This window comes from Paenibacillus elgii NBRC 100335 (assembly GCF_004000865.1).
Taxonomy (GTDB): Bacteria; Bacillota; Bacilli; order Paenibacillales; family NBRC-103111; genus Paenibacillus_G; species Paenibacillus_G elgii.
This window is the reverse complement of record NZ_BIMB01000045.1, coordinates 37,909-58,161: the sequence shown is the minus strand read 5'-3', so window position 1 is coordinate 58,161 and position 20,253 is coordinate 37,909. Positions and strand designations below refer to the sequence as shown.

Below are 20,253 nucleotides of genomic sequence, written 5' to 3'. Positions count from 1 at the left end.
AGCCTCCGGTTTTTTTTGCATTTGCAATCGATCGAAAATCAATGCTACAATAAATCTACGTTAACACCTCGGTTAAGTGAGACTTTGTCCGAAGGAGGAATGTGGATGACAGCATACCGACATAAGCACCCTCTTCATGTCCTTTTCGTGCTGCTTACCGGTCTGTTCCTCACATTCTCCTGGTTCATCCCGATTGCCGAAGCGGAAAATCCGCCGCTCACGCGCTCGATGACGATGGGCCAATCGGGCGCCTCCCACGCTGTCTCCATCGCTTCGCGTCAGCAGACGGACAACGACATGCACACGCCTGTGTCAGGTATGCCGTATCTTCGTTCGGAAGCGATCCGCTTTCCTATGCCTGCCTTCATCTTGGAGCGGCGCTCAGACCGTTCCATCTTCCTCCTGCTCAAGCAGCAGCTCCTCATGCCCTTAAAATTTACGGTGATTACGTACCTCGCTCCCCAAGTTTGATCGTTACGGGCTCCGGCAGCCGGATCCGCAATCCAAAACTTGGGAGGAGATTCCATGACAGACATCCGAGAGTCCGATCTTCCGGGAATCGGACGAAAATTTCAACTGCACGCACGCGGAGGCGATAAATTGGTCGTGGTCGTCCACGACGACGGAAGAAGAGAGCTGTATCATTTTGATCCGGACGATCCGGATGAGACCGTCTCCACGGTAACGCTGGACGACGACGAGGCGAGAATGATGGCCGGGATTATCGGCGGGATGAGCTATCGGCCCAAATCGCTCGAAACGATGGAAGTGGCGCTGGACGCCCTGGTCGTGGAATGGTTCAAAATCGAGGCCGGCGCAGGCAGCGTCGGGCAGACGATCGGCGGGCTGAACGTCCGCAAACAAACGGGAGCGACGATTATCGCCGTCGCCGAGAAAAATCATACGCACTGCATCAATCCGGGCCCGGAGTACCGGCTGAACGCGGAATCGACGCTCGTCGTCGCCGGAGAACGCAAGCAACTGAAGGCGCTGAAGGAGCTCCTTCAGCAAGGGAGCCTGTAGCCTATGGAGCACATCGTTCTAGAGATCGGGCTGGCGATTTGTCTCATTGCCGCTGCGGGCTGGCTTTCCACGAAGCTGCGATTTTCCGTCGTTCCGTTTTATATTTTGATCGGGATGGCGGTCGGCCCCCATGCGCCAAAGTTCGGGGCATTCGATTTTCGCTTCATCGACAGCGCTCCGCTGATCGAATTTATGGGCCGTCTCGGGGTGCTGTTCCTGCTCTTTTATCTCGGGCTGGAATTTTCGGTCGGCCGGCTGATCAAGTCCGGGCGTTCCATCGCGGTCGGGGGCACGATCTATATCGCGATCAACTTCACGCTCGGGCTATTGTTCGGCTGGCTCTCCGGTTTTCCGCTGAACGAAACGCTGGTCATTGCCGGCATTACGACGATTTCCTCCAGCGCCATCGTCGCCAAAGTGCTCGTCGATCTGAAACGAACGGCCAATGCCGAGACGGAAATGATTCTGGGCATCATCATGTTCGAAGACGTGTTCCTAGCCGTCTATATCTCCATTCTGTCCGGACTGCTGCTAAGCGGAGCCACATCGGTAGGAGGCATTATCCTGTCCGCGCTGCTCTCGCTCGGCTTCATGCTCGTCTTCCTGATCGCCGGGCGCAAAGCGGTGCCTTGGCTGAACCGCTTCCTGAATATCCGGTCCAACGAAGTGTTTCTGCTGTTCGTCTTCGGATTGTTGACGGTCGTTGCGGGCTTCTCCGAAACGATTCATGTGGCGGAAGCGATCGGAGCGCTGCTCGTCGGACTGGTACTGGCCGAGACCGAGCACAGACACCGGATCGAGAAGCTGATCCTTCCGTTCCGGGATTTCTTCGGGGCGCTGTTCTTCTTCAGCTTCGGCCTGACCATCGATCCGCTCACGCTCGGCGGCGCCGTCTGGCTTTCCTTGGGAGCGGTGCTGCTGACGCTCGCCGGCAATTACGTCGCGGGGATGCTGGCCGGGCGAAGCGCCGGACTATCCCCGAAAGCATCATCCAATATCGGGCTGACGATCGTCTCCCGGGGAGAGTTCTCCATCATTATGGCCAATCTCGGCAAAGCCGGCGGACTGATGACCGTCCTGCAGCCGTTCGCCGCGCTGTATGTGTTAATTTTGGCGATTCTCGGGCCGCTGCTGACGAAGGAATCGAAGCTCGTGTACGGCCTGCTGAATCGTTGGTTTAAATTTGATAAAACGGCAGCTGCGCCGCCGGACCGCTCCAAGGCGCAGGAAAACCATCCAGCCTGACAACGCAAACAAGCCTGACGGAAGGGATCGCTCCCTTTTCGTCAGGCTTATTCATGTTAGCTCAGATCAACAAATTAAATAAGTTCGGGTCCTTATTAATCTCGCTGAACCGCAGCCCGCGCTGCTCCATCCGCTCGATCAGCGGACCGTAATCGTCCTTGTGCTTGAGCTCGATGCCGACAAGCGCTGGACCGTTTTCTTTGCTTGTTTTCTTCGTATACTCGAAGCGCGTAATGTCGTCGGTCGGTCCGAGCACGTATTCGAGAAACTCCCGCAAAGCGCCTGCGCGCTGCGGAAAGTTGACGATGAAGTAATGCTTCAGGCCCTCGTAGATGAGCGAACGCTCCTTGATTTCCTGCATCCGGTCGATGTCGTTGTTGCCGCCGCTGATGACGCACACGACATTTTTCCCGGCGATCTGCTCACGGTAAAACTCCAGCGCCGCCACCGACAGCGCTCCCGCCGGCTCGGCCACGATGGCGTTCTCGTTGTACAGCTCAAGAATCGTCGTACACACTTTGCCTTCCGGCACGACGATGATATCGTCGAGAGACTCGCGGCAGATGTCGTACGTCAGCTCGCCGACCCGCTTGACCGCCGTGCCGTCGACGAATTTGTCGATCTCGCCGAGCGTGACGATCTCGCCCGAATCGACCGATTGCCGCATCGAAGGCGCTCCGGTCGTCTCCACACCGATGACTCGGGTGGACGGGCTGACACCCTTAATATACGTGCTCATGCCGGCAATGAGTCCGCCGCCGCCGATCCCGGCGAATACGTAGTCGACCGGTCCTTGCATGTCGTTCATCAGCTCCAGGCCAACGGTGCCCTGGCCGGCAATGACCTTCGGGTGATCGAACGGGTGAACGAACGATAAGCCTTCGCGCTCCCCGTACTCCAGCGCTTCCCGCAGCGAATCGTCGAAAGTGTCCCCGGTCAGCACAACGTCGACGTATGGGCCGCCGAACAGCTTGACCTGCGATATTTTTTGCCGCGGCGTTGTCGTCGGCATGAAGATTTTGCCGGGAATTTGCAGCGCTTTGCAAGAGTAGGCCACGCCTTGGGCATGGTTACCGGCGCTGGCGCAGACGACGCCTTTGCTTAGCTTGTCCTCCGGCAGGCTGCGAATCATATTGTAGGCGCCGCGAATTTTGAACGAGCGGACCACCTGCAAGTCCTCCCGTTTCAAGAACACGTTGCAGCCGTATTTTTCGGATAAAATGAAATTTTTTTGCAAGGGGGTCTGATATACGACATCCTTCAGCAGATGGCTGGCGACGAGAATATCCTCTAGTTTGATATGCAGTGCGGTCATAATTGCTTTTCCTCCAACCCGGTGTACGCAAGTCTCGCGCCCGGCAGTACGGGCTTGCTCGCAATTTCTCCTAATTATACACCGTTCGGCGCATCTGTCCATCCCCTGTGCCCAATTGCCAGGATAGCCCTCCCCCAATGTTGCAGAGGTATGCAGGATCAGGTACGATGACGGTTATTTTCATATCTTCGGTTTTAACAAAAATATCGGCATCGATAAAAAAATATTAAAAAACGGACCTTCCCCCGGCATCCCCTGTGCCTGGAAGAAGGTCCGTTTTCCGTTGCAACTCTAACCTTTTTTACTCTTTATCTCTTATTTATCGAATGATGATGGTGTTTACGAGTTGGTTTTTGCCTCTCAGCTCCAAGGTACGTCCTGCAGTCAGCTGGCTGACGTCGCCGGAAATGTAAACCTCGGGAGCGATCGAGTAGACCGCCGTTTGCACGCCGCCGCTGTTCACGTTTTGGTTAATCGAAACGGTGGCGAGCCCACCCTTGGAGTTCAGCGTGTAGCTGTTCAGCGTTCCCGTGACCGTGAAGTCCGTTTGCTGCTGCGGATCGCCCGTCGTGTTCAGCACTTCAACGTAGATCGCTTTTCCACCGTAAGTGCGGATCAGCACCTGATCGCCTGTGCGCAGGTCGCCGGGAGTTACGCGGGAGCCGTTGCGGAATACGAATACGTTCGAATCCATCTCGACGTTCAGAGCCTCGTTGTTTTGCGATTTCACCGGCAGCAGGTTGTTGTTCAGCGCGCCGGTTACCGTGCCTTTCACCGATGCGTGATCAGGCAGCTGGCTGCCCGTACGATCCAGCAGCGCGGCAAGCTCGGCGCGGGATACCGACTTGCTCGGGCGGAACGTGTTGTCCTCGTACCCGTCGATCAAGTTTTTCTCGATCGCCACGGCGACGTAGCCTACGGAACCGGCAGGAATTTTGTCGGCATCGCGGAACGGAAGCTTGGCGTTCATTTTCGCTTTGGCTGCGTCCTGCAGCTTCATCGCTTTAACAAGCAGCGTTGTCGCCCACAGGCGGTCCGCTTCTTTCTCCGGCTGAATCATGTCGTCCGTCTCGGAGAACAAGTCGTTTTGCAGCGCGACGGAAACGTAGCCGGTCGCCCACGGATATTTTTGCTTCAGTTTGTCCGCATCCTTGAAGTTCAGGTTAGCCGCTTTCGCATCGGCCGACTCGGCTTGATCGCGCAGCCCCATCAAACGGACCGCAGCGGTAATCGCCTCGATGCGGGAGATCGTTTTGCGCGGCTGGAACGTGCCGTCGTCGTAACCTTCGAATACGCGCTTGGAAGCGAGAGAAGCGATGTAACGCTGCGCCCACTCTACGTCCTTGCCCTTCAGATCGTCGAACGTCAGCTTAATATTGATATTGACATCTTTGCCGTTATCCACTTTTTTCACGATGGTATCGCGGTTGTCGCGATCTTTGTCATGACCTTTGCCTTTGTTGTCGGCAAAAGCCGCCGTCGATCCGCCCATCACCATCGCCAGGGTCAATCCGGAAATCACGGTCTTCTTGAAAGCTTTGCTCATCATTCATTCTCCTTTGCCAAGTGGGTTTAACCGCAGTCAGGCTTCTGACGAACCCACGGACAGCACGGGGCCCCGCCGCTCGAATAGCGGAGGAAATCCGTCGCCCGTCGATTCTCAAGCAAGTGCGATTGATGATATGTGTATGAAAAGAGGATGTTTCAGAACCTTCGCGAAGAGTTCCTGACTTTCACTTACATCGTTCGCCCTCCCGAAATTGTTTCGGGGGGTCCCTTTAGATCGCCTGCCAAAAATGTTAAACTTAACAACATACCCCCGGGATGGTTCTTTACCGGACCTCGCCCGGCTTCACCATAATTAGAGATAAGGAGAGAGAAATGAAACTTAGCGGCAAAAAGCTGACGGTTGTTCTGGCCCTGGTGGCCTTGGTTGTCCTGGCTGGGGTCTATACGCTCCTACAGCGGAGCGCGCCGGACAAGCCGTCTCCGAACTCAACGGCAACCGCAGGGAAAGACGATTCGAACGGCGGCAAAAATACAACCGCCTCCAAGACGGACAACAAACTACCTGATATCCCGACAGAGCAGACGGATATCGTCGTGATCGGCAGCGAGCTGGAAGGCCTCTATTTGGCCCGCGCCGCGGCGGACGAAGGATTAAAGGTCAAAATATTGGACCCGCGCAGTGCGTTCGGCGGCCAAGTGCTTCAGGGAGAGATGCTGTTCCTGGACGAAACCCGCGACGATCAGCACCGGCTGCTAGTCCAAGGCCGGGCGAAGGAGCTGTTCGACGGCTTCCGCAACGGCAAAATCCGCAAGCTGAAGGAATTCGAGCAATATTTTGACAAGCTGAAAAAAGACATCCCCGTCGAGCAAGGGATCAAGATCGAGAGCATCGAGCAAAACCCCGGCCAATTCGGCGGGCAGGCGTTAAACGGCATCGTCTACACGACCAAGGACGGCCAGAAGAAGCGGATCGCCGCCTCCTATTGGGTGGAGAACACCGATTACGCCGCGATGGTCAGCAAGCTTCAGGCGACCCGGATGCCGGGCCTGGAGAAGTTCTACGGGCAAAATAACATCGAGTATATGAGCTCCGGCATGATGATGAAGTTCAAAAACGTCGATTGGGCGAAATTCCAGCAAAGCTTCAACAATATGCCGAAGGAAGAGCGCAGCTCCAAATTCGGCTGGGGCTCGGTGGACAACAGCTTCGCCATCAGCCTCTCGGGCATGACGGACAAGTACAAGCCGACGAACGACCGCGTGTTTCTGCGCGGACTGAATGCGGTGAGCCAGCGGGACGGCGAAGTGATCATCAACGCCTTCTTGATCTATACGGTCGATCCGTCGGACGACAAATCAGTCGCTGATGCGATGGAGCTCGGGAAGAAGGAGATTCCTCTGATCCTGAACCATTTCCGCAAAAGCTTGCCCGGCTGGGAGAAAGCGGAGCTGAACGGGTTCCCGAACTACCTGTACATCCGCGAATACAACCACTACGAGACGGATTACGTCTTGAAGCCTTCAGATATGCTCGGGGCGAAAATGTTCTGGGACAACGTGAGCATCGGCGGCTACCCGCTCGACCTGCAGGGCACCAGCGCCAACAAATGGGGCATCGAGATGGGCCGCCCGGACAAATACGGGATGCCGCTGCGCAGCTTCCTGCTCAAAAATTACGACAACGTCATTATGGCCGGCAAAAACGTCGGCGCCTCCGCCATCGCTTACGGCAGCGCGCGCATTCAGCCGAATACGAGCATGGCGGCCGAATCGATCGGCGTCATTTTGGGGCAAATTCAAGGCAAGAAGAAGCTTCGCGAGCTGAAGGAAGCCGACATGCCGCAGCTTCAGCAGTATCTGGCCTCGAAGTACAACATCAAGCTGACCGGCGTCACCGGCAACAACAAGCTGGCCGGCTGGTCGGCGGACGAAATCGCCAAGCTCGATACCGGCGAGATCGTATATGCGTCTTATGTCAAAACGCGCAAAAAATAACAAGCAAGCCCTCCTGCGCCGGAAGCGTCCGGTTGCGGGAGGGCTTTTTCGTATCTCCAACTTTTGACACATCAGGCAAAACGGAGTACAATGATTTAGTTCAAAGTTTGAATTATTCATAGACAAAATTATTGAGAGCTAAAACTCAAAGGGGGAGCCGTCATGCGGGAGCAAGGGCTTCATGCGTCCACAGAGATTGAAAAATGGACCCGGCTGGCGATGCGCCGATGGATCTCCGAAATGACAGGCCGGTTGAAGCAAGGACTGCCCATTCAGCAGTACTATTTGCTGGAGAGCCTTCGGGCAAACGGGACGATGCGGTGTTCGGAGCTGGCGGACACGCTGCAAATCACGCTGCCGGCCGTAACGAACCTCGCCAATAAGCTGGTCGCCGGCGGGTATGCGGAGCGGGCGCATAACGAAACGGACCGACGGGTCGTCATGGTGACCGTCACGCCGAAAGGTCTGGACGCTTTGAGCGAGTTGGACGAGAAAGCGGCGGAATTGGTCGAGTGGTTCTGGCAAGGGCTGGAGCCGGGCGAAACCGCCGAATTGACCCGGCTGCTCCGCAAAGCGGTCGAGTATAGAACGGTTGTGGATCAAGACTAGAGAACGGCTTCCGCCTACCGGAGAGCCCGACAGCAGGGAGAAAAGGAGAGAATAGCATGGCTTCGCTTGAAAGCACCGAGAAACCCGTGCCGTTTTGGCCGGTCATGATCGGTATTTTTTTCGGCTCGTTTCTGGCCATTCTGGGAACCAGTTCCATTAATGTCGCCATTCCGATCTTAATGCAGGATTTTCATACCGACTTAAATACGGTGCAGTGGACGCTAACCGGCTTTATGCTGGCGACCGGGGTCATTGCGCCGATCACCGGCTACCTGGGGGACCGGTTCAGCACCAAATATTTGTATGTCGCGGCCCTGATCGGGTTTACGCTGATGTCGGGGCTGTGCGCCGTAGCCTGGAATATTCATTCGTTGATCGTATTCCGCATTTTGCAAGGGGCCTTCAGCGGCATGGTTATGCCTGCCACCATGACGATCATTTATCAAGTCATCCCCAGGGAACGGCAAGCGTTCGCCATCAGCATGTGGAGTTTGTCGGCGATGCTGGCTCCGGCACTAGGTCCGTCGCTGGCCGGCTGGCTGATTCAAACGTTCGACTGGACCTGGCTGTTCTTGATCAACCTGCCGTTCGGACTCATCGCCATCGCGCTTGCGATGAAGCTGATTCCGTATTACCGGCTGACGACGCCGAAGCCGTTCGACCTGTTCGGCTTTCTGGCCGTCATTCTCAGCAGTTCGTCGCTGCTCATCGCATTCAGCGAAGCGCACGCTTGGGGCTGGGGATCTTGGCAGACCATATCCCTGCTGACCTTCGGAGCGTTGACGCTGATTGCCTTCGTTCTTTACGAGCTGCGAAAAGCCGGGCCGCTGTTGAATCTAAGAGTATTCGCGTATTCCCGGTATACCTACAGCTTGATTCTTAGCTGTATCATCACGATCAGCTTGTATTCCGGGACGTTCCTGACGCCGGTGTTTCTGCAAAATATCCAGCATGTCTCCGCCTTCGATACGGGCTTGATCCTACTCATCCCGTCGCTGGCGATGGCGATCTGCATGCCGCTTACCGGCAAGCTGTATTCGCGGGTGGGACCGATGCCGCTTATTCTGTTCGGGATCTTGCTGATCGGCGTCGGAACGCTGGCTATGGCCCATCTTAGCGTCGATGTGACGCATGGCTATATCATCCTGTGGATGACCGTCCGCAACCTCGGCATCGCCTTCTCGACCATGCCCGCTTCCAATGCCGGCATGGAGGTCATTCCGCGCGAGCTGTCCGGGCACGCTTCCTCGGTGAACAACTGGATCCGCCAAGGGTTCGGCTCGTTCTCCATCGGCCTGTTCACCTCGATGCTCGCCTCCCGCGTTGCCGCGCACAGCATGGAGCTCGGCAAGGCCGGCGGGCTGAACGGCCAACAACTGCAACAGCAGGCGTTCACGCTGAGCGTCAACGACGTATACCTGGTCGCTACGGTTATCGTGCTCATCGGCTTGCCGCTGGCCTTGACGCTGGGAAGACGGCGCGACCAAAAGCAACCGGAAGCTGCCCCGGGCACGGGCTTGCAGCAAAAAACGTCGTAAGCGAGCCAACGCAAACTGCTTTTGTACTTACCCCACCTAAAAAGGGACGGTTTCCTTCGACTAGAAAGGAAACCGTCCCTTAAAATGTTGTTGTTGAGAAAAGTGGTTCGGATAAAAATAGAGAAAATACGGAGGTGGGGTATCTACTGGAGGAGCGATAGCGTTCGCCTTTGTCTGCGGGAAATACCCGCTGTTAAGCGGCTTAAATCAAAATTTCCTGCAGACAACAGCCGACCGGAAGTAGATACCCCCCCTCTCGTACACCTCTATTACCTGATTCATCACTTTCACAACAAGCTCAGGGACGGTTTCCTTCAATTGGAAGGAAACTGTCCCTTTTGCTTTCATCTATAAGCGCAGCCCGAAAGTCACCCGTACCGTGGACCCTTCAAAGGCTACGTCCCGAATCGCCACATGCCTCGGCATATAATCGTTCAGATCAACCTGGATCGGCTGGAGGCTCAGCCATTCGCCCGGTACGGTAACGTCCCGGATGACGGTGCCGGTATGGACGGCCGTCAAATTCGGCTCCTTCCAGGCAAGGTCGAAGTTGAGCCGGGCGCCAACCTTCCAGCGGTCCTGAAGCAGCAGCGTCACGTCCGCCGCGAGCCGGTCCCCCTCAAGGTAAAACCTCGCTCCCGTCAGCTTGACGCCGGGACGCAGCTCGGCCCGGCGGGAAAGCGCCTTTTTCAGCAAATCGCCCAACTCCTGCTCTGTCAGCACCGCCTCTGGCTTGCGGTTGATTACCATAGCGCCAAGCTTTTCGCGCACCGGAAGATCATTATACGACAAGTCCAGCTCCGCTTGCGGCTGCGCGTACCATAATGCCCCCGCGACCAGCAGCGCGCCCAGAATTACGATCGTGACGATCCCTTTGAAGAGCGATCTCATCTGACTTCCCCCTTACAAGGAGCCGGTCCTAACCTGAGTCCAATGCCCTCTCCCGGAGTTTGGCAGGCGGAATCTGCGGCTCCTTCGTTACTTTTTCGGTTTACCCGACGGATCGCGCTTTTCCTTAAGCCAGCGCGGCGCTCCTTTGTTTTTGCGGTCCCGTTCCCGGTCCGCCTTGCGTTTATCCGGGGCGGCCGGGGCCGAAGGACGGCCCGTGCCGGTCTGTGCCGGCTTTACGCTCTTGCCTTCCGTACGGGGAAGCTTCGGAGCTCCCGCTTGGGCAATACGCGCTTCAGGTTTTTCACTTCCCGACGGGAATTCGTCAGGCACCCGGCGTTCCACGAGCTTCTTCGCGTCCCGGCGAATGGCCCGCTCCTGCTCCGGATCGACGACCTTCCCATGGAACATCGTCCTTTGCTTGATCTCGATACCAAGCGTTTTAGAAAACTTATCGATAATGAACTGCTCCCGCGGAGTAATGATCGACACGGCCGTGCCTTTACGGCCCATCCGTCCCGTCCGGCCTACGCGGTGCACGTAATGATCCGCATCGATCGGCGGGTCGAGGTTGATCACATGCGTCACCTGCGGCAGGTCAAGCCCCCTGGCAGCTACATCGGTCGCGAGCAGCAGCTGGAATTTGCCGGCGCGGAACGCTTGCATTGCCTTCGCACGCTCCTGCTTGAAGGAATCGCCGTACAAGCCTTCGACCGACAGGCCGACGTGTTGCAGCTTCGCCACCGCTTCTCCGATATCGTCGGTCTCATTGACGAACACGATCGCGGCCTTCGGGTTATACAGCCGGACAATCCGGCGCAGCGTATCGATTTTGTCCCGTTCCTGACATACGAAATACAAGTGTTCCAGCGTTTCCGAGGTGCGCTGCGCCGGGTTTACCCGAACGTAAACCGGCTCGCGCATCCAGCGGTCGATGACGTCCTGCAGCGGCGGCGGGAACGTCGCGGAAAAAAACAGCAGCTGCCGGTCGCGCAGCATGCCTTTGAACAGCGCCTCTACATCCTGCATGGACCCTAGTTCAAACACTTGATCGACCTCGTCGACGACGACTGTGCGGATTCCGTGCAGCTTCAGCTTGCGGAGCTTCACCAGCTCCTGCACGCGACCTGGCGTCCCCACCACGATCTGCGGCTTGAGCTTCAAACGGTCGATCTGGCGCTCGATGGAGGCGCCGCCGATGAGCTGCTGCACGCGGACGTCGCTATCCTTCACAAGCTGCTCCAGCGTCTGTACGATCTGCATGCCGAGCTCCCGTGTCGGCACCAGTACAAGAGCTTGTACCTCTCTTGCGCTCGTGTCTATTTTATGGAGCAGCGGCAGCGAATAAGCCAGCGTTTTCCCCGTACCGGTCTGTGATTGCGCAACGACATCTTTTCCTTCAAGCGCGATCGGTATTGCATCCGCCTGTATGTCCGACGGCTCCGTAATGCCGAGCTCCTGCAGCCGTTTGACATACTGCGGAGCGATATGTAAAGCTGCAAACCCCGTATTCATTCGATCATCCTCTCTTCCCTTTCGTTTCCTTAGTATAGCAGAATATGCGGGCGATTGCCCTACCCGACAGGAAGACAACCGTCTTACCGCTCCCGGCCTTCCGCCCGCTCCCGCTTGCTTGTGATCCATCCGAACACCGCATCGAGCGCACGTTCGTCGTCCTCCTTCGGAAAGCGGTGCCCGAGCCCGTCGTACAGCTCCATCGTGTACTCCTTCCCGGCCTGCTCCAGCGCCGCCCCCAGCTTGCGCGCCTGCTCAACGCTGACCTGCGCATCCGCCGTACCGTGTACGATCATGACGGGCACGCGGATCGCGTCAACCCAACAGACCGGCGACCGCCGTTCGTAGCATTCGGACTGCTTGCGCGGATGGCCGACGACCCGCTTCAGCATCCGTCGCAAATCGACCCGCTCTTCATACGTATCGAGCAGATCGCTCACGCCGCCCCAGACGACGACCGGACCGGCGCCTTCGCACTCTTTGGCCGCCAGCAGCGCCATCAGTGCGCCGCGCGAGAAGCCGATCAGCGGAATTGGTCCGGATTGCACCTCCGGCAGCGATTGCATGAGGGTAATGGCATGATGCACGTCAAAGCGGTCTTCCCCTCCGAAGTCCTCCCGTCCCTCGCCGCCCTCGTTACCCCGATAAAACGGCGCAAATACCGCGTACCCGCGCCGCGCCATCGAGAAAATGCGGCGTTTGCGCACCATTCCGACTTTACGGATACCTCCCCGGCAGTAAATTAAACCCGGAACGGGCATAGCCGAATCGGGCACGGCAAGATAACCTTTCACCTGAAGTCCTTGGCTAATATATGTTAACCGGTAGAGCGATATGCCCTTCGCCAAGCTGCGGAGAATTTCCCTCTGAACCAGCGTGCCGTCGGCTTGAACGCCGCCGGTTGACCCGCTTTGCGGAAGGTTTGTATCGGTAGGTATAGGCATGTTTCGGTTCACTCCATTTTTTGACACAAAGTCGTTCCGACGTTACACTAAGATGTATTATGACCGGAAAGGTGGATTTTCAAATGAATTCCCGTTTTGCCGCCGAATTCGAAGGGCTGGTCGAGAAATATGCCGAGCTGCTGACCGGCGACGCTTCCGCCGAGACGGTGGAAAAAATTAAAGTTTGGGCGATCTACAACCATATCCATAAAACGATGCCGGCTCTCGCCAGCCATTGGAATCAGCAGCATCCCGAGGGCAAAGCCGATGTCCGCAAGCTGTTCGAAGAGGTCCGCGACCGCAACCAGAAGTTTAAGGCCGCCAATCAACAGCAGGAAGCCGCGCCAGAGCCGGAAGCCTGATCGCTGCGGATCTATACTTCCTTTACCATACCCTGTACGAAGACCGAAAAGCAATGTACGCACTCGGTCTTTTTTTCTTAAGCACATTCTCAAGTCCGCTATAAGGCGAGTCAAAGAAGACCGCCGCCCCCTAAGGGTGCGCGGTCTTCTCGCAATGCGATCAGCTATTTCTTGTTAAGCAATTTGTAGGCGATGCCGTCGAACAGCCGCGGAAACAATTGATACAGCTTCACTCCGGCAGCCGCCATGAACGGCAGGTTCACCTCGGGCGTCCCCCGCTCGATCGCCTTCAGCACCACCTGAGCCACGCGCTCCGGCTTCAGCATAAACCATTGGATATTTTTTACGTAGTTGCCCGAAGGGTCGGCCCGCTCAAAAAACGGCGTATCGATCGGCCCGGGGTTGACGGCGGTCAGACGAACGCCGGTGCCGACAAGCTCCTGCCGCAGACAATTGGTCAAGCCGAGCACGGCATGCTTGGTGGCCGAGTAGCCACTCGACTTGGCCGAGCCGATCTTTCCGGCCATGGAGGCAATATTGACGATATGGCCGCTCCCCTGCTTCAGCATGGAAGGCAGCACCGCTTTCGTACAGCGGACCGTTCCCATATAATTGACGTCCATCATGCCTTCGAATTCGCTTAAAGACGCCGTCACGAACGAATCGAACACGCCGTAGCCTGCATTGTTGATCAGAATGTCGATCCGGCCGTATTCGGCGATCACCCGCTCCATCGTTGCCGTTACCTGCTCTGCCGAGGTGACGTCGAGCGGATATATCCCGTGCTTGCCCTGGATTTTAGCGGACGCCTCCGCCAGCTTTTGCTCCGATCGCGCCATCAGCACAGGAACGGCTCCGCGCTGCGCCAGCATCTGCGCCATCAGCGCGCCGATCCCGCTGGACGCCCCCGTAATTACCGCGATTTTGCCCTGAAAATCCATCCCCCGGTTCCCCCTGTCTTCTATCGAACAAAAAAAGCGAAGCACTCCCGGCGTTATCGGAACCGGAGAAGCGTTCGCTTACAGCTTACACGTTATGGACTTATCATTTCAACTGTAGGGCATGCCGCTCGGTTAAGCGATCAGCACTTGAATATCCAATTCCCCGATGCCTTCCATGATCAGCGGGATCGTCAGCGCCTTTTGCGCGTTGAAGCCAGCCGCATGCGCGGAATGAAGCATCTTGGGCGGCGTAATATCGACGCGGACTCCTTGGTTGAACAGCATCGTGCTCGCATTGCCGCTGATCATATTGCTGAGCTCGGAGATGGCGCTTTTGCCGATGTCGTTCATTTCGGTGATCGAGAATCCGCCCATCATGGCGGACACGACCTTAAGCGCGACTTCCTCGTGCAATCCGAAGACGATGTCCCCTTCCATTTGCCCGGTCATGCCGATTTGAATCCAAATGTATTTCTCAGCAAACTTCACGTCTTTGATGCCGAGCTGTCCGGTGGTCGGTCGTACATTGGCGACTTGTTCGATGACGATTCTGGCCGACTCCAAAAACGGGTTGATAAGCTCTGCCTTCATAAGATGACCGGTCTCCTTTTTTCGACAATATGCCGCAGATCCATAGGACTTTTTTGTTATTTCATTATACCTAAATTCATGATGCAAGTATAGAACTTTTGTCGCGTTTTGTGTGAAATATAACAAAAAGCACAGGATTGAAGCACCTTTTAAAGAAACGGTCTGATTCTTTATACACGCTACAAGTCGCTACGCCCGGGAACTTCGTCGGGGTTGGCTTTCTCCGGCAAGCAGGGCTCATACATCATGATGGCGTGGTTCTCGGCAACGAACTGTTCGTCCAGCCAGCGCCCCTCCGCATCGAACCGGTTGCGGCATATGACGTTATGGCGAACGTATCCGCCCCACCATTCCTGAGTAATCCAGTGCCTGGTTTCGGTAATCTCATAACGATGCGATGCCGGACTATCGGCCCGCCATTCTCCGACCAAGTCGGTATCCGTCAGCCAAATTCGAAGCTGGTAGCACGTCTCCGTGCGGTTCTCGATCTGCAGATCCAAGTAATTATAGAAGCAAGTCGCCCCCGTTCCGAAGGGCTGCTTTCGTCCCGCATCGGGAAAGACGTCATATCCGTGCCGATACCTCTCCGTCACAGTAAGCGGCGTATGCAGCGTCATCCAGTAAATCAGATTGGAAAGCTGACATAAACCGCCTCCCACCCCATTACGAACCGTGCCGTGATGCAGCACCATCCCGTCCACATAGCCTTGACGGCGGGTCGGTTTGCCGATCGTCTTCCAGTACGAGAACGTCTCGCCCGGCTGAAGGACCAGACCGTCCAGCCGCTGCGCAGCCAGTCTCAAGTTAATGATTTTGTTGTGTTGAAGCTGCATCTCCACATTCCGAAGCTGTCGAAGCAGCGGAGTACGGTGGGTAAAATGAACGTGCCGCAGCGGTTCGTCCCGGCGCAATCGCGCAAAGCGTTTATTCCCGAGCATCCAGCTCACGCGGCGGCGCAGCCGGTAATACGCAATGCCTGCCGCCGTCCGCCATCGGCTGCGGTACTTCGGCTTCGGCACCGACGATGGACCGAACATCCGTCCTCCCCCTCCCTACCTTCATTCTAGCAAAAACCCGATCAGCTTACTACGACGAATCGACACATGCGTCGAATTTTCGTCCAAGATGACAAAAGGCGGCCAAGCTCCCCGAACGGGTCTCTTCGCCGCCTGCATTATTGCTGCCATCCATAGCTGTCGTAAAATGCGCCCGCCAGCACGTTTTCGACCGCCTGGCGCACATGAGGAATCATATCTTCCGGAAGGCCGTCCAGCGGATACCATGCCATTTCGGAGCATTTGTCCGGTTCCCGGTTGTACGGCTCCCCCTCCCATTGCTTCACGGTCAGAAAAAAATCGATCCATTCGCCCGTATCCGAATTCCGGTGCATCACACTCGCCACTTCCAGATCGGCCGGGTCCACCCGGACGCCGCTTTCCTCCCATGCCTCGCGCGCTGCCGCCTGCTTCACTTCTTCGTTCCCGTCCATTTTACCGGCTACCAGACTCAGCTTGCCATCCTCGTAGCCGGTATTGGTCCGGCGAAGCAGTAGCAGCTTGTTCTCACGTACAAGGAGCAGATACACGGCGCTGTGTACCCGAAACCACTCTTTTTCGGTCGTACTCATATGCTGTCCTCCGCAGTCGTTTATCATAGGGATTGATCCTTAAAATCAAGCTTCTCCGTTCGTTCCAGAACCATTATACACCTCTATGGGCGGATTTCACATCCGCAGCCCCATCGCGTTGCCGGAGCTGTACCGCCGCAAGCCGCGGTGAAAGAACCATAGACCGGCCGCGGCCACGAGCCCCGTCATGCCCAGCGCCTGCAGCGTGAACGTAAGATCCGCTTCCCGCAGCAGTCCGATCGGCAAATAGCTGATGAATCCGGCGGGGATGACCGTGAACAAAACCAGCCGGCCCCAGCCGCTGAAAATGCCCGTCGGGTAAGTGGAGAAGGTGAGAATCGCGTTGAATAGCTGCTGGCCGATACCGTCGGCTTGCCCGATGTAGAAGGCGAACGACTGCGTCGTCACCACGAAGAACAAAAAAATCAGCATCGCGATGAGCAGCGCCAGCACGAATTTCAGCAGGCCAAGCGGCGAGCGGTCCCCGAACAGCCCATACAGCAGCAGGGCGAACAGTACGTCCCCGATCGCGGAGACGGACATCCGGCTGACGAGGATATGAAGCAGCACCGGCTTAGGCTGTGTCAGATACAGATCGAGCTGACCACCCGCAACCAGCGAGGCCAGCCGGTACGCATTGCCGAACAGCACGGCCGACAGACCGAAGCCGCCCGCGCTCACCGCCCACATCATCATCACGTCTTGCAGCTCCCAGCCGTTCACGACCGGAAACCGCTGAAAGTAAAGCCCCCAGAAAAAAATCCACACGGCATTGTTCACCATCATCATGCCCGCCGTCATCAGAAAGCTCAGCCGGAACTCCATGGCGCCGGTCAAGTTGAGCTTCCAACACGTCCATACGAATCGCAGCAGCGGCATCATTTTCGAATTCTGGCGCAATTCGTTCCCCTCCCTTCTTGGCGGCTCACCCGCCGTTGACGTTCAGCTTGCGGACGCCTTTCCGATAGATAAGCCAGACGACAAGCGCCAGCACGACCACCCATGCCCATTGGACCGCCAGCATCGGAACGAGATGAACTTCTTCCCAACGGACGGCGGTTTTGGCCGGAAAATACAGGACGGCCTGAAACGGCAGCCAGCGGCACACTTGCTGCAGCGCGGCGGGAAACAGCTCGAGCGGCATCAGCATGCCCCCGATCGTAAACAGCAGCTTATGGTACACAAACTCCAGTCCCCGCGTCTCCTCGACCCAGAACGAGCACAGCGACAGCGCCATATTGAGCATAAAGTTGACGGTCATCGCACCGAAGCTCATGACGAAAAATCCGAGCCAGCCCCAGCCGAACGACGGAGGACCGAAAAAGGCGAAGCCGAGCGCAAGGCCGACGGCGAGGTTCACAAGCAGCCGGACCGTTACTTCGCTTACATAAGCCATATAATGGTAGCCGATATAGCTGAACGGCCGCGTCAGCTTGTAGCCGACATCGCCGCTCTTCACTTCTTCCTCCACGCGGGTACACAGGCTGGGAAACGCCATCGTCAGCGCTTCGGCGAATAAAATATACCAAATGATCTGCTCGAAGCTGTAGCCGGCGATCAGCTGCGACCCTTCCCCACGGTACGTCGTCTGCCACAATTGAATGAAGATGTACATGATGATGATCAGGAAAATCGAGCGGATTAAAAAGTCCAGCACATAAGCAAAATGATTCCGCAAGCTGATTCGCCCGATCGCGCCGTATTTCAGCAGCTTCGGACTCAGATTCATACGCTCCCCTCCCGTTCGTAAATATGCGTAATGATGCTCTCCATCGGAGGATCTTCGATCGTGATGTCCGACACGCGGTACGCCGCGACGAGGCGGGAAAGCACCTCCTGGGCGGCGATCGCCGACGTATCAACGGAAAGCGCCAGCTCCCGGTCCGTTTGCGTCAACACTTCTACGCCGTCGTGCCGGAACGGAGGTCCCGGCTCCAGCAGCTTGAGCCGGATCATCTTACCGGTCAGCAGATCGCGCTTCATCGCCTCGACCGTATCGTCGAAGATCATCTGCCCGTGGTTGATGACAACGGCCCGCCGGCACAGCTGCTCGATATCTCCCGCGTCGTGAGAGGTCAGGAACACGGTCGTCCCTTCCTCCCGGTTCATGAACCGGATGAGCTCGCGTATACTTTGCTTCACCACCACATCCAGCCCGATCGTCGGCTCGTCGAGGAACAGGATTTGCGGCCGGTGCAGCATCGCCGCCGCAATCTCGCAGCGCATCCGTTCGCCCAGTGACAGCTTCCGTACCGGAGTATGCAAATACGGCTCCAGCTCGAAGCGGCGGACGAGATCGTCCCGCCGGGCGAGATAATCGCTGCGCTTCAATTCATAAATTCGGCTCATCAACTCGAACGAGTCGGCGGGCGGAAGGTGGTACCAGAGCTGCGATTTCTGCCCGAAGACGGAGCCGATCCGGTAGGCCAGCTTGCCGCGTTCCTTCCACGGACAGCAGCCGAGCACCTCCGCGTGTCCGCCGGACGGATGCAGAATGCCGGTCAGCATCTTGATCGTCGTCGATTTGCCGGCGCCGTTCGGTCCGAGAAACGCCAGCGTCTCCCCCTGCGGGACGGTCAGGTCGATGCCTTGCACCGCCGTCTTCTCGCTGTACTGCGGGCGCAGCAGCGAACGCACCCCGGCCTTGAAGCCCTCCTCCTTCCGTTTCACGGCGAACCGTTTCGTCAGCCCTTCGGCCCGTATCGCGTTCATGTTCCTCCTTCTCCTTTCCTCTGCTAAAGCAGAAAAGACCCCATGCCGTTTCGCCTTGTCAGGCGGAACTTGCACGAGGTCTTTTATCCCTACGGTGTAGCGCGGCTCTATGCGTAGCGCGCCGGCTCCGCTTGGTTCGCCCGGCCGCTTGGCCGTCGGATCCCTAGGAGCCCTTCCACGTTAATTGTTATATACTACCACGCGATGTAAGGAATGACAAGATGCTTTTTGATGTGCTTCATCAAGGAACTTCCATTGGCTTACGGCAAAAAACTTTTTATAAAAGGGAACCGCATGGGCTTGGACCGAGTCTACTGGTTGAGTCTCAAAAAAGAGAGGAGAATACTCAAATGAGTAAACACTTGAAAAAACGCAACAAACTGTTCATCCCTGTCATCGCCGCGAGCATGCTGTTCGGAGCTGTGCCGGCCATGGCTGCGGAACAACCGGGGAGCCCAAAACTTGCCATGGCAGCGGGCATCAGCAATACGTTGAGTGATGTTGATTCGAGCTACATTGCGGCTGCGGAGCAATTTCTGACAACGGTGTTCGGTTTAAAGGAAGTCAAGTTCGGTCAAAATCCTATTCCGCTGGGGGACAACCAATGGATGCTTTCATTCCAAAATCCCGGAGACACTGCAAACGATAGCGACGATTTGATGGCCAACAGGCCCAATACAATCACAATTAATAAAGACGGCAGCATCGAATATGCAACAATGGAGCTTGTTCCCGACGGAGCGAGACCTGCATCATTTGAGCTTGTAGAGAGCACATTAAGGCAGCTCGATAGCGAGGGCAAAACAAAGCTAAAGAACGTGCTGTTTTCTAAAAAGCAAGATGACTTAGACGATTATCTCCAATTCACTTCCGATTATAACCAAAAAACCGAGCCTTTCGGCGTCGTTGCCATTAACTCAAGCGACAACACAGTATACAAAGCCCAAGTTTCCACGCGATATCCGGCCGCCGATGCGGAGCAGAAGTATTTGACCGAGGCTGAACGAGTGTTGAAGGAGTCTTCAGGCAAGGATCATGTTGAAATCACTGGCTTTACCAATATTAAATCTTTGGTAAAGGATAAGGTGAAAGAGACATGGGGTTATTCGTACGAGAATGATTTTATAGCCTTTGAGGCAAATACGGGGAAAATCAAGAGTCTTTACATCGATTTGAAGGATGATTCCGCCGATGCTGCGCCGGATTTGGAATCAAAAGAGCGAGCGATCGCCATCGCCAATCCTTATATGATTAACTATTTCGGCATCGATCTTACCGGATATGAAGCCAAATATACAACGATTCTTTCAGGCCCGGGGCAAATCGGACTTTACAATTATACCTTCAGCCAAGAAGGAGAACCCGATGTCATAGTTTTATTTACGGGCCAAGGTGGAGTAAAAAGTATTTCTTTAAACTAGCTGCGCTATCAAAGCGAG

At 56.2% G+C, this 20,253-nt stretch carries 20 protein-coding genes; 8 read left to right on the top strand and 12 right to left on the bottom strand.

Translation table 11 applies throughout. The features are described from left to right. The first annotated feature begins 105 nt into the window (after nucleotides 1-105). Genes PEL01S_RS26045 through PEL01S_RS26035 form a run of 3 tightly spaced genes read left to right on the top strand, consistent with a single transcriptional unit; the run spans nucleotide 106 to nucleotide 2,268 of the window. Nucleotides 106-471 (top strand): hypothetical protein, encoded by a 366-nt coding sequence (locus PEL01S_RS26045; protein WP_127462324.1) that lies wholly within the window; start codon nucleotides 106-108, stop codon nucleotides 469-471. A 54-nt stretch (nucleotides 472-525) separates the two neighbouring features. Further along, nucleotides 526-1,023 (top strand): cation:proton antiporter regulatory subunit, encoded by a 498-nt coding sequence (locus PEL01S_RS26040; RefSeq protein ID WP_063186433.1) that lies wholly within the window; start codon nucleotides 526-528, stop codon nucleotides 1,021-1,023. Nucleotides 1,024-1,026: 3 nt separating this feature from the next. Further along, nucleotides 1,027-2,268 (top strand): cation:proton antiporter, encoded by a 1,242-nt coding sequence (locus PEL01S_RS26035; protein ID WP_063186435.1) that lies wholly within the window; start codon nucleotides 1,027-1,029, stop codon nucleotides 2,266-2,268. Between the two features lie 61 nt (nucleotides 2,269-2,329). Here the strand turns inward: PEL01S_RS26035 and ilvA are convergent, their stop codons facing one another. Both ilvA and PEL01S_RS26025 read right to left on the bottom strand, forming a co-directional pair. Further along, complete coding sequence (gene ilvA, locus PEL01S_RS26030) at nucleotides 2,330-3,583, bottom strand: threonine ammonia-lyase IlvA (RefSeq protein WP_063186437.1); 1,254 nt, start codon at nucleotides 3,581-3,583, stop codon at nucleotides 2,330-2,332. A 319-nt stretch (nucleotides 3,584-3,902) separates the two neighbouring features. Continuing rightward, complete coding sequence (locus PEL01S_RS26025; protein ID WP_127462323.1) at nucleotides 3,903-5,129, bottom strand: S-layer homology domain-containing protein; 1,227 nt, start codon at nucleotides 5,127-5,129, stop codon at nucleotides 3,903-3,905. Nucleotides 5,130-5,464: 335 nt separating this feature from the next. On the opposite strand from PEL01S_RS26025, the gene PEL01S_RS26020 reads away from it, so the two are divergent. From PEL01S_RS26020 to PEL01S_RS26010, 3 genes are all read left to right on the top strand, one after another. Then, nucleotides 5,465-7,087, top strand: a complete 1,623-nt coding sequence (locus PEL01S_RS26020; protein WP_127462322.1) for an FAD-dependent oxidoreductase — start codon at nucleotides 5,465-5,467, stop codon at nucleotides 7,085-7,087. Between the two features lie 162 nt (nucleotides 7,088-7,249). After that, complete coding sequence (locus PEL01S_RS26015; RefSeq protein WP_127462321.1) at nucleotides 7,250-7,696, top strand: MarR family winged helix-turn-helix transcriptional regulator; 447 nt, start codon at nucleotides 7,250-7,252, stop codon at nucleotides 7,694-7,696. Between the two features lie 56 nt (nucleotides 7,697-7,752). After that, nucleotides 7,753-9,234 carry a DHA2 family efflux MFS transporter permease subunit gene (locus PEL01S_RS26010; protein ID WP_127462320.1) on the top strand — a complete coding sequence of 494 codons (1,482 nt, stop codon included), beginning with the start codon at nucleotides 7,753-7,755 and terminating at the stop codon, nucleotides 9,232-9,234. Between the two features lie 348 nt (nucleotides 9,235-9,582). On the opposite strand, the gene PEL01S_RS26005 is transcribed toward PEL01S_RS26010, so the two are convergent. The 3 genes from PEL01S_RS26005 to PEL01S_RS25995 form a co-directional block, all read right to left on the bottom strand. Continuing rightward, nucleotides 9,583-10,125: a hypothetical protein gene (locus tag PEL01S_RS26005; RefSeq protein ID WP_127462319.1), complete on the bottom strand. Its 543-nt coding sequence runs from the start codon at nucleotides 10,123-10,125 to the stop codon at nucleotides 9,583-9,585. An 87-nt stretch (nucleotides 10,126-10,212) separates the two neighbouring features. After that, complete coding sequence (locus PEL01S_RS26000) at nucleotides 10,213-11,637, bottom strand: DEAD/DEAH box helicase (protein WP_127462318.1); 1,425 nt, start codon at nucleotides 11,635-11,637, stop codon at nucleotides 10,213-10,215. An 83-nt stretch (nucleotides 11,638-11,720) separates the two neighbouring features. Beyond that, nucleotides 11,721-12,581: an alpha/beta hydrolase family protein gene (locus tag PEL01S_RS25995; RefSeq protein WP_204343377.1), complete on the bottom strand. Its 861-nt coding sequence runs from the start codon at nucleotides 12,579-12,581 to the stop codon at nucleotides 11,721-11,723. Nucleotides 12,582-12,664: 83 nt separating this feature from the next. On the opposite strand from PEL01S_RS25995, the gene PEL01S_RS25990 reads away from it, so the two are divergent. Further along, entirely contained in the window at nucleotides 12,665-12,943 is a 279-nt protein-coding gene (locus PEL01S_RS25990) for a DUF2573 family protein (RefSeq protein ID WP_036678970.1), read from the top strand. Nucleotides 12,944-13,107: 164 nt separating this feature from the next. Here the strand turns inward: PEL01S_RS25990 and PEL01S_RS25985 are convergent, their stop codons facing one another. The 7 genes from PEL01S_RS25985 to PEL01S_RS25955 form a co-directional block, all read right to left on the bottom strand. Then, a complete protein-coding gene (locus PEL01S_RS25985; RefSeq protein ID WP_127462316.1) occupies nucleotides 13,108-13,884 on the bottom strand; it encodes an SDR family NAD(P)-dependent oxidoreductase in 777 nt (258 codons plus the stop codon). A gap of 132 nt (nucleotides 13,885-14,016) precedes the next feature. Then, nucleotides 14,017-14,475, bottom strand: a complete 459-nt coding sequence (locus PEL01S_RS25980) for a chemotaxis protein CheX (protein ID WP_010497894.1) — start codon at nucleotides 14,473-14,475, stop codon at nucleotides 14,017-14,019. A gap of 179 nt (nucleotides 14,476-14,654) precedes the next feature. Continuing rightward, on the bottom strand, nucleotides 14,655-15,512 hold the full coding sequence (locus PEL01S_RS25975) for a VanW family protein (RefSeq protein ID WP_127462314.1): 858 nt from the start codon (nucleotides 15,510-15,512) through the stop codon (nucleotides 14,655-14,657). Nucleotides 15,513-15,649: 137 nt separating this feature from the next. After that, nucleotides 15,650-16,102, bottom strand: coding sequence for an NUDIX hydrolase (locus tag PEL01S_RS25970; RefSeq protein ID WP_127462312.1), 453 nt, complete (start codon nucleotides 16,100-16,102; stop codon nucleotides 15,650-15,652). 96 nt (nucleotides 16,103-16,198) lie between these two features. Then, a complete protein-coding gene (locus tag PEL01S_RS25965) occupies nucleotides 16,199-16,984 on the bottom strand; it encodes an ABC transporter permease (protein ID WP_127462328.1) in 786 nt (261 codons plus the stop codon). Between the two features lie 43 nt (nucleotides 16,985-17,027). After that, on the bottom strand, nucleotides 17,028-17,831 hold the full coding sequence (locus PEL01S_RS25960) for an ABC transporter permease (RefSeq protein WP_174807008.1): 804 nt from the start codon (nucleotides 17,829-17,831) through the stop codon (nucleotides 17,028-17,030). After that, nucleotides 17,828-18,814 (bottom strand): ABC transporter ATP-binding protein, encoded by a 987-nt coding sequence (locus PEL01S_RS25955; RefSeq protein WP_063186459.1) that lies wholly within the window; start codon nucleotides 18,812-18,814, stop codon nucleotides 17,828-17,830. Before PEL01S_RS25955 ends, PEL01S_RS25960 begins: the two co-directional genes overlap by 4 nt. A gap of 350 nt (nucleotides 18,815-19,164) precedes the next feature. Between PEL01S_RS25955 and PEL01S_RS25950 the strand changes: the two genes are divergently transcribed. Next, entirely contained in the window at nucleotides 19,165-20,235 is a 1,071-nt protein-coding gene (locus tag PEL01S_RS25950) for a hypothetical protein (RefSeq protein WP_063186460.1), read from the top strand. Nucleotides 20,236-20,253: the final 18 nt, after the last annotated feature.